Source organism: Bacillus sp. ABA4_010, from assembly GCF_056159105.1.
Map to the genome: position 1 here is coordinate 3,036,862 of NZ_JBSWUN010000003.1, position 11,104 is coordinate 3,047,965.

General features: G+C 39.0%; 12 protein-coding genes. 2 read left to right on the forward strand and 10 right to left on the reverse strand.

Features of this window, described 5'->3' with window-relative positions; all coding sequences use genetic code 11:
• Window positions 1-37: 37 nt before the first annotated feature.
• The 9 genes from ACXAEO_RS16230 to ACXAEO_RS16270 all read right to left on the reverse strand — a co-directional run bounded on the left by ACXAEO_RS16230 (window position 38) and on the right by ACXAEO_RS16270 (window position 9,719).
• Complete coding sequence (locus tag ACXAEO_RS16230) at window positions 38-1,141, reverse strand: glycosyltransferase (RefSeq protein WP_474882994.1); 1,104 nt, start codon at window positions 1,139-1,141, stop codon at window positions 38-40.
• A 77-nt stretch (window positions 1,142-1,218) separates the two neighbouring features.
• Window positions 1,219-2,358 carry a glycosyltransferase family 4 protein gene (locus tag ACXAEO_RS16235; RefSeq protein ID WP_474882996.1) on the reverse strand — a complete coding sequence of 380 codons (1,140 nt, stop codon included), beginning with the start codon at window positions 2,356-2,358 and terminating at the stop codon, window positions 1,219-1,221.
• On the reverse strand, window positions 2,358-3,212 hold the full coding sequence (locus ACXAEO_RS16240) for an NAD-dependent epimerase/dehydratase family protein (RefSeq protein WP_474883000.1): 855 nt from the start codon (window positions 3,210-3,212) through the stop codon (window positions 2,358-2,360). The genes ACXAEO_RS16235 and ACXAEO_RS16240 overlap by 1 nt, the downstream gene beginning before the upstream one ends.
• Entirely contained in the window at window positions 3,209-3,844 is a 636-nt protein-coding gene (locus tag ACXAEO_RS16245) for a sugar transferase (RefSeq protein ID WP_474884230.1), read from the reverse strand. The genes ACXAEO_RS16240 and ACXAEO_RS16245 overlap by 4 nt, the downstream gene beginning before the upstream one ends.
• 612 nt (window positions 3,845-4,456) lie before the next feature.
• Entirely contained in the window at window positions 4,457-5,341 is an 885-nt protein-coding gene (gene galU, locus ACXAEO_RS16250; protein ID WP_474883002.1) for a UTP--glucose-1-phosphate uridylyltransferase GalU, read from the reverse strand.
• Between the two features lie 110 nt (window positions 5,342-5,451).
• Window positions 5,452-5,808 (reverse strand): four helix bundle protein, encoded by a 357-nt coding sequence (locus tag ACXAEO_RS16255; protein ID WP_474883004.1) that lies wholly within the window; start codon window positions 5,806-5,808, stop codon window positions 5,452-5,454.
• A gap of 276 nt (window positions 5,809-6,084) precedes the next feature.
• The gene (locus ACXAEO_RS16260; RefSeq protein WP_474884232.1) at window positions 6,085-7,899 is read right to left on the reverse strand and encodes a polysaccharide biosynthesis protein; all 1,815 of its coding nucleotides are present in this window, start codon (window positions 7,897-7,899) and stop codon (window positions 6,085-6,087) included.
• A 234-nt stretch (window positions 7,900-8,133) separates the two neighbouring features.
• Window positions 8,134-8,901: a tyrosine-protein phosphatase gene (locus ACXAEO_RS16265; RefSeq protein WP_474883006.1), complete on the reverse strand. Its 768-nt coding sequence runs from the start codon at window positions 8,899-8,901 to the stop codon at window positions 8,134-8,136.
• Window positions 8,902-8,954: 53 nt separating this feature from the next.
• Complete coding sequence (locus ACXAEO_RS16270; RefSeq protein ID WP_474883008.1) at window positions 8,955-9,719, reverse strand: tyrosine-protein phosphatase; 765 nt, start codon at window positions 9,717-9,719, stop codon at window positions 8,955-8,957.
• A 295-nt stretch (window positions 9,720-10,014) separates the two neighbouring features.
• On the opposite strand from ACXAEO_RS16270, the gene ACXAEO_RS16275 reads away from it, so the two are divergent.
• A complete protein-coding gene (locus ACXAEO_RS16275) occupies window positions 10,015-10,461 on the forward strand; it encodes a VanZ family protein (RefSeq protein ID WP_474883012.1) in 447 nt (148 codons plus the stop codon).
• Between the two features lie 113 nt (window positions 10,462-10,574).
• Complete coding sequence (locus ACXAEO_RS16280; RefSeq protein ID WP_474883014.1) at window positions 10,575-10,811, forward strand: methionine aminopeptidase; 237 nt, start codon at window positions 10,575-10,577, stop codon at window positions 10,809-10,811.
• A 53-nt stretch (window positions 10,812-10,864) separates the two neighbouring features.
• Here the strand turns inward: ACXAEO_RS16280 and ACXAEO_RS16285 are convergent, their stop codons facing one another.
• The gene (locus ACXAEO_RS16285) at window positions 10,865-11,062 is read right to left on the reverse strand and encodes a hypothetical protein (protein ID WP_474883017.1); all 198 of its coding nucleotides are present in this window, start codon (window positions 11,060-11,062) and stop codon (window positions 10,865-10,867) included.
• Window positions 11,063-11,104: the final 42 nt, after the last annotated feature.

Consider the following 11,104-nt stretch of genomic DNA (forward strand, 5'->3'; position numbering starts at 1 on the left):
TGATTATTATCCCTAATAAAGATCTAACCAAATCTGTCTAAGTAATTTTATATACTTTTATATATTTTTCAACCATGTTATTAATATCGTAAAGTAATGCCTTATTTCGGCAATTTATTGCAATCTTATTATATTTTTCCTCATCTTGAATCAAGATATTAATATTCATAGCAAGATCTACATAATCTCCACTATGAAATAATAGACCGCCACCTTTAACCACTTCTCTTAACCCTGAAACATCGCTTGCTATTACAGGCTTTCCTGCAGCCATTCCTTCTACCGCCGCTAATCCAAATCCTTCCCACACCGAAGATAGAACTATAATATCTGACGATTTAAGTACTCTCTCTATATCATTCCTAAACCCTAAAAAGTGAATCCGGTTTTCAAGGCCTATTTCTTTTGTGAATTCTTGACATTGTTTTTGTAACTGACCTTCTCCAACTAATAATAAATGAGTATTTTCCGGTAAATTTTTCATGGCTTTAATTAAAGTTTTTTGATCTTTTTGAGGAGTAAATCTACCAACCATACAAATAATCTTGGTTTCCCCAGTAAATTCACTGCTAAATTCTGATTTCGAATAGGGTTCTGCATCTCTATATTTCTTTGTGTTTATTCCATTTTCTATTATTTGAAACTTATCTTTTTCATAATCTTTTAAATCTAACCATGATATTAATTTTATCTGTGTTTTTTCACTTATTGATATAACTTTATCAAAACTCGAATACATTGCCTTATCTAATAGTTTAAAAAAGTGTTTTTCTCTTCTTCTGTTATGAGTGTTGTGTTCCGTTGTAATAAGTTTGGGTTTATTCTTCCTTAATAGTTTTACAGCTAAAGCAGCCCAAAGTTGTGAAGGAAATAAATGTACGTGAACAATATCATAATTACCTTTTACAATAAAATTTTTTATGAAAAAGACATTTAATGGGCTGTATATCTTTTTAAAAGCAACAGATTTCACTTTAATTCCATATCTCTCCAAATTTTCTCCAAATACATTAATTTCATCATTTAACACCAAAACCTCTACTTCAATATCAGTAGCCCTTTTCATTAATGGTAAAGACTCTGAAATTAATTTTTCCGCCCCGCCAGAACCTAAGTGATTAATAATATGAAGTACTCTCAAAACATTCTCTCCTACCAAATATGTTCTCTACTCATTTTCATTTAAGATTTCTTTTATAAAAAGTATTCTTTCATTGGTTATTCAATATGGTCTAAATTTTTGTAAATGTTTCCCATAGCATCCAAAACCTTTTCTAACGAATACTGTTGAACATATTCTAAGTTTCTTTGAGAAAATAATTGTCTTAGTTTCCGATTTTGATATAACTCTTCAACCTTGGAAGCAAAACCTTCAATATCATTTATTCCTACCACAAACCCATTTTTGTTAACCTTCACAAGATCTCTATTACCTCTACAATCAGTTACAACTAGGGGTAGTCCAGTAGCCATCGCCTCCATTACATTTACTGGAAGCCCTTCTTGCCTTGATGAGGAAACCGCAATATCGGATAACACCATAAGTTTATTAACATCATTACGAAAACCTAAAAACTCGACTTTATCCATTATTCCTAACCTTTTTACCTGTTGTTGATATTGATTTAATAAATCTCCTGAACCCACAAGTAAAAGTTTTATATCAGAAAACTCTTTAAGTTGACTGATTGTATTTATTAATAAATCTTGATGTTTTCTATAGCTAAGTTCTCCTGCATAAATTAATATGAAATCCTTATCTTTATATCCATATTCTTTACGTAAATTTAATTTAATTTCTTCAGTTTGAGGTTTAAATTTATTTATATTGATTCCAACCCCCTTAACCAATCTTATACTTTTTGTCTTAAATTTTCGTTTTGCAATTTCATAATCTTCTTGATTTATAGTAATTAAACAGTCTGTATATCTTGATAACCACTTTTCTATAGGATAAAAAATGCACCAGTTTTTGAATGAAGCTCCTTTAAAAAAATGGAATCCATGTGCTGTATATACAACTTTTGTTCCATTCTTTCGAGATTTCTTCGCTGCTAATCTAGTAAGTGCTCCTCCCATAGGAGTATGGCAATGAATTATATCGTAATTATTATTTTCTACTATTTTTTTAAGCTCTTTATAAATATTTAAATTAGCTCTTTTAAAAGGTGACCTTTCGAATGAAAGGTCATAATATTTATCACAATAAGGTATGTCAACTTTTTCTTCATCCTCGAAATCATTTTTTGCACATACATGCGTTTCATAACCATTTTCTTTAAACCATTTTAAGTAAGGTATGTGAAATACATTGATATGTTTTTTAACTACTGTTGCTACAAATAATATCTTCTTCATTATGAACTCTTCTCCGTAATCCTTATTGAGTTATCAAAACCCTTAATATTATAATCTTCTTTATATATGGATAAACTTTTATCATAAACTAAACTACCAAAGATCTTATTCAATAAGCTAAATTTACTGATAAGAAACTTTATTATTGGATCTAACCATTTTATTAGCCACAATCGTTTTCCTTGTGCCTCTGCAATTAGTTTTACTAAAACCCTCGTTTTTACGTATTCTTTATTTTGAGGAAAAAATAATCCTCTATCACAATAATCAATTAATAATCTTATAAATTCGCATAGGTTATCGATATAAATCATACTACGTATGTTTTCTATACTAGGAAAAAAAGGTACTATAACTGCTAAATTAGCCAGTCTTGGATAGTTACCTTTACAATCTTTACCATAGATCATAGGAGGGCGTATAATAGAAACTTTAAATGTGGTGTTTTCTAAACTTGTAATCAATTTCTCAGCTTGGAGCTTAGATTTCCCGTAATTACTTTTAGGGTTGAGGAGGGAATCTTTGTCAATAACACCACTTTCGATTCCATAAACACTCATAGAACTTAAAAATATGAATTGCTTAACGCCTTCAGTTTTTGCCTTTTGAGCAACCTCATAAGCCAAGTCACGATTCACTTTATAATAGAGATTTGCGTTTTCTTTCGTTTCCTTTATATGTGCTATCCCAGCCACATGAAACACCACATCATAATCTGAGAAGTCTTTTTCCTTCCACAAATCATTTCTTAAACTAATAGAATCTATTGAATATCTTTCAGGATCGTTTCCAAGCCATTTCTCCAGGCTCGTACCCACATAACTGTTTTTACCAGTTATAAGTATTTTTTTCATTTAGAAATACTCTCCTTACTACTCACGATTTCTTTCTTCGCTGTAGTTCCAGTCCCACCTTCAACAACACCATCACTTTTTACAACACTAACGATGGTGCCAAAGAAGCACTTTACATCCATCCAGAGACTAATTCTTTCAACGTACTCTCCATCCAACTTGGACTTAACCTCAATCGGAAGCTCATCACGCCCGTTAATCTGTGCCCAGCCAGTTAGCCCTGGTGGAACATTATTAGCACCATACTTATCACGTTCAGCAATCAAATCGTACTGATTCCATAGGGCTGGTCGAGGACCAATAATACTCATCTGTCCAACAAAGATGTTCCAAATCTGAGGTAACTCATCAAGTGAAGTTTTTCTCAAGAACTTACCCATCCTAGTAATATACTGATCCGGATTCTCTAATAAATGAGTTGGAGTGTCCTTCGGCGTATCTATGCTCATGGTACGGAATTTTAATATGCTGAAATGTGTTTTGTTAATTCCTACACGCTTTTGCTTAAATAGAACGGGACCTCTTGAATCGATCTTAATCGCAATAATTAACACGAGAAAAAGTGGTGATAAAACGATAAGTCCTATAAAAGATAAGATGATGTCAATGAGTCTCTTTATCTTCAAGTACATATTCATTAACCCTCCTTGAAAAGTTATTTAGTAAATTAGGACTTAATTGGAGTTTTTTATTTTCATTCCAATCAACTGCTAAACTACTAAATGAAATCTACATCACATACTCAAATCACATTGTCTATCCCCTGTATCCAAATATCATGAGAAAAAGTGGTACTTTTCTAACTACCTCAACCGAGTTTCTTCCTATTATATACAGAATTTAATCAAGCTATCTTTCTCCCTATATCCATTAACTTTGTTAGCTGTTAGCTATTAGCCTTTAGCTTTTAGGTAATGAAGAGAACAAAACTCCAACTACTTTCTTCTTAGTGCTACTAACTATTCAATCGAAAAAATTTCGCTTAGCACTTCGTTCATTAGAAAGTAGCTGTTTAGAGTCTAATCTTCTCTCCCCTAACAGCTAGCGGCTAATAGCTAACAATTAAAAAAACAGGGCATCTAACCCCACCTCACACCACACTACTGACAACTGTTTGTGTCTAAGGTATTGCTACCCACAGTATGGCCGAGTGCCTCCGTTGATAATGGTAAGGAGACATCACCTAAAATCACGTTTAAAAGATTGGAATTAATTCGTCTTTTAAACGTGATTCATTTGTTTGATCATTTATTCCCAACGAATGTTTGTTGGACTGTTTCTTGTAAGTATTGAAGCAGTTCGTCTCTTAGCTCTGCATTTTGCAGGGCCATTTCAATCGTTGTTTGAATGAAGCCCATTTTCTCTCCGACGTCATAGCGTGTTCCTTCGAAATCGTAAGCGAAGACACGCTGAATTTCGTTCAGTTTCTGAATGGCATCGGTTAGCTGCACTTCTCCGCCCGCCCCGAGTTCTTGCTGTTCTAAAAACATGAAGATTTCCGGTGTGAGAATGTAGCGCCCCATAATTGCTAGATTGGAAGGAGCGGTTCCTTGTTTCGGTTTTTCTACGAAATGATTAACCTTGTAGCGACGGCCGTTTTGTTCAGTTGGATCAATGATGCCGTAACGGTGCGTGTCTTCCGGTTTAACTGTTTGAACACCGATGACAGAAGAAAGTGTTGCTTCGTATTCATCCATTAACTGGCGTAAACACGGTTTTTCTGCTTGAACGATGTCATCACCGAGCAAGACAGCAAATGGCTCATCGCCAATGAATTTACGGGCACACCAGACGGCATGGCCAAGGCCTTTCGGTTCTTTTTGGCGGATGTAGTGAATGTCGACCTTGGACGGTTCTTTCACTTTTTCGAGTAAGTCGAATTTTTCTTTTTGGATGAGGTTTTCTTCTAACTCGAAAGAGTGGTCAAAATGGTCCTCAATCGCTCGTTTTCCTTTTCCTGTGACGATGATGATATCTTCAATGCCCGATGCAACCGCTTCTTCAACAATGTATTGAATCGTCGGCTTATCCACAATTGGCAGCATTTCCTTTGGCATAGCTTTCGTTGCTGGTAAAAATCTCGTTCCTAATCCTGCTGCGGGAATAATCGCTTTTCTTACTTTTTTCATTGTTTCGTCTCCTTTTTTAGCTGTTAGCTACTAGCTCCTAGCCGCTAGCTTTTAGCTACTAGCTTTTAGATTTTCCTAACACCTAATGGCTAATGGCTAATGGCTAATCGCTACTCCATCTTCCTAACCAATCCATTCAACATCCTACCTATTTCATCCGTTAATTGAGTGATAGTTGCATAGGTTGTTTCATCCACGTATTTTAAGTCTTTGGACAGTAATAGTGGATATTTAAGTTCTTCCAGTGATCCTCGTGATATGAGTAAAAACCGTTTATATTCTTTACTCGTACCACGACCTTTTCCTTCCACTATGTTACTTGGTATTGACACCGCAGCTCTTCTCATTTGTGAAGTTAACCCAAATTGCTCCTCCCGCGGAAAATCCTTCGTCAGTTCATACACCCTCAACACCAATTCATGTGCTTTTCTCCAAACGAGCAACTTATGTACACCACCATCGTACACTCAAAAATCGCTCCTTTTTAGCTGCTAGCTTTTAGCTTTTAGCTACTAGCCTCTAGTCCCTAGCTTTTAGCTTTTAGCTTTTAGCTAATAACTAACGGCTAACGGCTAATAGCTTTTCCTAATAGCTGATAGCTAATGACTAATCGCTAACGGCTTTTAGCTTTTCCTAATAACTAATAGCTAATGGCTAATCGCTAACAGCTTTTAGCTTTTCCTAATAGCTGATAGCTAATGGCTAATCGCTAACGGCTTTTAGCTTTTCCTAATAACTAATAGCTAACGGCTAACCGCTACCCTATTATTCGCAATCCCCAACAATCGTTCTCTCATCTCTTCCTTACTCATCCGTTCAAATTCAGTCATGAAGCGCTGTAAAATTTCCTGCTCCAACAACACCGCTTTTCCTACATGAATCTTCGGGAATACTTGGTCTTGGTGAACTTCGTTGTCGTTCAGCAGTTCTTCATACATTTTCTCGCCTGGGCGGATGCCGCTGAATTTGATGCCGATTTCTTCGATTGTATAGCCGGATAGCTTGATTAAGTTTTTCGCAAGGTCGATGATTTTGACGGGTTCGCCCATATCGAGGACGAAAATTTCGCCGCCTTTTGCGAGCGCTCCTGCTTGGATGACTAGTCTTGACGCTTCAGGGATGGTCATAAAGTAACGGGTCATCTCTGGATGTGTCACCGTAACAGGTCCGCCCTTTTGGATTTGCTGTTTAAAGAGCGGGATTACACTGCCGCGGCTTCCGAGTACATTGCCGAAACGAACCGCGACGAATTTCGTTTCACTATGTTTCGCTAATTGCTGAATCAGCATTTCCGCAAAACGTTTTGTTGAACCCATGACGTTCGTTGGGTTGACTGCTTTGTCGGAAGAAATCATGACAAATGTATCAATGCCAAATGTATCCGCCGCTTCGGCTACGTTTTTCGTGCCAAAGATGTTGTTTTTCACCGCTTCTTCCGGGTTGCGTTCCATAAGCGGAACATGTTTATGTGCCGCTGCATGGTAGACGACGTTCGGACGGTATTTGTCCATAATGGCAAACATTTTATGGCGGTCTTGAATGTCCGCAATTTCCGTCACAATTTCAATTTGGTCATTGTATTGAGCGCGAAGCTCCAGTTCAATGGCGTAAATGCTGTTTTCACCGTGTCCAAGCAAAATGAGCGTTTTCGGTGTGAAGCCGCTAATTTGCCGGCAAATTTCAGAACCGATTGAGCCGCCCGCTCCTGTAACAAGAACCGTTTTTCCCGTAATCGTTTCCGAAATACCATTTGTATCAAGTTCCACTGGATCACGCCCTAATAAGTCCTCCACTTGCACGTCACGGAACTGATTGACGGACACTTTTCCAAGCATAATGTCTTCAATTTTTGGGATCTTTTGCGTTTTGACTTTCGTCTTTGCACATTCATAATAAATCGCTTCAAGCTCTTTCGCTTTTAAGGACGGAATGGCAATGACGATATGTTCGATGTTTAATTCTTTAACGGCCGCCTGAATAACTTCTTTTCCGCCTACAACAGGAATGCCCATAATTTCGAGCTTCTGTTTTTTCACATCATCGTCAACAAAAGCAACCGGCTGCAAATTACTTTCAACATTTTGCTTTAACTGACGAGCGACCATCGTTCCTGCGGCCCCCGCTCCGATGATTAATGTGCGCTTGTTCTTCGTTTCTTTCGTCTTCGTGAAATAAGTATCGCGGAATAAGCGCCATGAAAAGCGTGAACCGCCGATAAATAAAATATGCATGAGCCATGTAATAAAGAGTGTCCGGAAGTAAACATCTTGGAAAACCATTAGTTGAATAAGAGCTGTGACGGCAATCGAACTGGACACCGCTTGAAAAATGGCCCAAAGCTCTCCGATGCTTGCATACTCCCATGCCTTTTTATAAAGGTGCAGCATATGAGCAAAAACATGGTGTGTAATAAACAAGCTAAGCGAGCTGATTAACAATGTTTTGGCGGTGAAAATATTAAAATACGGATGCAAAATAAAATAGCTAATATAAACAGAACTAAAAACAATGAACGAATCCAAACCGACAAGCAGCGATAATCTTTTTTGATACGTCAACACCCATCACCCTTCTCGTGTTTTAAAAAATCTCCCTTTTCCTCTATGAAACAATCAGTATACTGTATCCGCTCTTGCTGTATATGATTAACGTATAGACAGCGGCCGCTACAACTTTTTGATTTTTCAGATAGTCATTGCGGCGATATGCTACAGATTACAAATTCTTCACTTCAAAGCTTATTTCATTTTCCACTTTGTCATCCTCGATTAGAAGAGACTCTCCACTCTCGATTAAAAAAGGCCGAAAAACTTCTTCCGCTTCACTTTCTCTGGCTGTCCTCGGTCTACCATGAGTCCGTCGACTAAATATTGAGCATTTTCGCTGAAGAAGTACACCATGTCGACACCGTATTTGTTTTCAATGGTGTCGTATGCTTGGGCGAGTCGGAATGTGCGTCCGCTCGTGTTATGGGCATCGGAGGCGATGAAGTGTACTAAGTTCGCTTCGATGAGCTGACGGGAAAATTTTTGAATGTTTTTTCCGAACTCCCCAGTCACACTTGAAGCGGTCACTTGGGTTAATGCTCCCTTTTTCACAAAGTTATACAGCAAATTAGGCTGTTCAATCAGTTGTGCATTGCGCTCTGGGTGGACGATGACCGGATGAAGGCCGTGCAGTTGAATGTCGAATAGAAGCTGTTCGGCATAATTCGGCACTTGGCCCGACGAAAATTCGATCATGACATATTTGCCGCCATCAGTTAACGTTAAAATGTCTCCTTTTTCGTAATCCTCAACCAATTCGCCGTAAATGCGCGGCTCTTGTCCTGGTAAAATCGTAACAGGGATTTTCCGGCTCACGAGTTCTTCATTTAATAATCTCACTCTCTCGATAATCCGAGTTTTTTCATTAATATAGCGTCCATTTTGATGATGGGGCGTGGCGATAATCGTAGTAATACCGTCGGCTGCGGCCGCTTTCGCCATCGCCACACTGTCTTCCATCGTTTTGGGGCCGTCATCGATTCCAGGAAGGATGTGGCAATGAATATCTATCAAGTTCAACACCTCTTAAACTTTTCACATAGTATGTAATGCAGTTGCGGAAATCGTTAAAAGATACCGAACCGCTTCTTTTCGATGCGAACAGGCTGTTCACGGTGAACCATTTGCCCTTCTATGATGTAATGGGCGTTTTCCTGCAGCATGTACACTTTTTCTGTGCCGACCTTTTTCCCAATTTCAGCATAGGCTGCCTTTAACGAGTCATTTCCGGTAGTGGAGCTCGCCGCTTCCGTTGCCAAGACGTGGGCAAGGTTGGCTTTCAATAATTGCAGCGCGAATTTTTTTACTTTCGTCCCGTATGCACCAAGAAGACTTTTCGCTCCGAGCTGGACGAGCGCCCCTTTTTTTACGAGCTGGTAGATGAGATCAGGTTTAGCGAGAATGTGAGCATTCCGTTCAGGGCTGGATATAATCGGGATGAGTCCTTTCAGCTGCATGTCATATAGCATGTTTTCCACATACATCGGCACCTCGCCTTCCGGACACGCCAAAAGCAAATATTTGCCGTTGTCGTTAATTGTCAGCAACTTGTCCTGCACGAAGGCTTCCGGCAGTTCGGCTGTTAACTGAATGTGCTGGCCTGGCAAAATTTGAAGTGGAATGTCATGTGCAGCGAGTAGACGCTCATATGTGCGAACGTGCTCCAAGACGACCGCTTTTTCATTTTGATCAAATCCGTTTAAATAGCTTGGTGCCGCTACAACGGTATGCACCCCTTGCGCAAGCGCCTGCTTCGCCATTTCCAAACTAGCCGTAACGCTTTGCGGACCTGCATCGACATTCGGTAAAATATGACAATGTATGTCAATCATTACGCTCATCCCCTGTTCTCTGTTCTCCATTCCGTCCTTGCGATCTTAGTTATGTTCCTTCTAACGAAAATTTGGTGTATATTTACATAATTAAATTCCTTTTTTTAGAATAACATAAGGAAAAAATTTCAGGTATAGGTGAAAATTGTCGAAAAAGGAGATTTTTACTATTTTTATAGGGAAAAAGACTAAAAAAAATGAAAAAATGTTTGAAATAGACGATGTTCATTCATTGTCGCCCCTCGAAAGATAAGCTAAAATGATGAAGCTCCACTATTTTTGTCAAAAGGAAAAGATGATGAAACGACTAGTACTCCTATTTTTAATGCTCGCCATTTTTTATACATCGAATACACCGGGCTTGCGTGCCACTGAGCCCGCCACGTGGATGGCCATGCCCGCTTTGAAAGAAGACGTCACTCTTGGTTCGGTGTTAGCACCGGGAAGCGACTTTTATCAGCCGGTTCCGTTTCGCTTAGAAGCAGAGTTTCTTGCACGAAAAACGGCACATGTCACCTTTTTTGGTTTGCTTTCACTGCTCATTTATTGGAATTTGTCGAAGAGTAAGCAGCGATATTGGCGGGCGGTGCTTTGGACAAGTTTGTTTGCTTTTTCAGATGAAGTGCATCAAGCGTTCATTCTTCATCGAGATGGACGACTGGCGGATGTGTTGCTGGATACGGTGGGCGGGGCGGTTGTGATGCTGCTTGTGTATAGCTGGCATCGATACAAAAAAGGATGACGTGAACATCAATCGTTCAGTCATCCTTTTTTATAAGAGCGTGAATTTTCCTCATGGATCAATAAACTTCCCTTTTTTGGCACATGCTAACAAAAAAGGATGTTGAGGTGATCATGATGGGATGGTTTCAGGCGATTTCCGATTGGAGAGCAGAGCGCCATGAAAAGCATAAAGCAGAGATGCAAGCGATGGGAAAATGCCCAGATTGCAACGGACGCGGTTTTCCGATTACATACAGTGCTGTGTATCCAGCGCTTGGCTCTGTGTACAGCGGACCGGCCGATTGCCACGGCTGTCACGGCAGCGGTTCTTATGCCGATTGGGTCGAGATGAATTATGAGCCGCATTAAGACAGAAAGCCCCTTCCCGCACATCGGTTAGACGCAGGAAGGGGCTTTGTTCGTTAGTTCAGTTGATTGGCTAACATAGACACAACTTTGGCACTTTGCCCTTTTGTTGCGTACTGCATCAGCGCAAAGCTTCCGTCTTTTAATGGGGGGCATTCGTTGAATGAAGGCAATAAAAAGGAATAGACCGTTACAAAAGCCCAAATATTACGGGTTTTTATAAACGGTCCATTTTGCATAACCAGAAAAACCATCGTTTCTCTAAACATTTTGAGACTTATTCGACAGCCCTATCT